The 241-nt window shown below is 68.0% G+C and carries 1 protein-coding gene; it reads right to left on the bottom strand.

Annotated elements, in window-relative coordinates; genetic code table 11:
• Nucleotides 1–140 (bottom strand): trehalase-like domain-containing protein (locus RM423_RS25315; protein ID WP_311425783.1); only part of this gene is annotated, 140 nt, incomplete at its 3' end.
• Between the last annotated feature and the right edge of the window lie 101 nt (nucleotides 141–241).

The following is a 241-nucleotide window of genomic DNA, read 5'->3' as shown; positions in this document are numbered from 1 at the left end:
TCGGGGGTGTCCACCAGCGCGGCGAAGCAGGCGGGGGAGTCGAACTTCGGTAGGCACAACCAGTCGATCGATCCGGTGGTGCTGACGAGCGCGGCGCTCTGCAGGTCACCGAGCAGGGCGTAGTCCTCGATACGGCTCATCAGCTGATCGTGCCAGTCGGCCAGATCCTGGGCGCGCACCGAGTCCGCCGGCCGGCGAAATTCCGGGCTGAGGCAAGGCCAGTGCTGCGGTACCGATGCGG

Source organism: Jatrophihabitans lederbergiae (genome assembly GCF_031845305.1).
Classification (GTDB): domain Bacteria; phylum Actinomycetota; class Actinomycetes; order Mycobacteriales; family Jatrophihabitantaceae; genus Jatrophihabitans_A; species Jatrophihabitans_A lederbergiae.
This window is presented reverse-complemented; position numbering and strand designations above follow the sequence as displayed.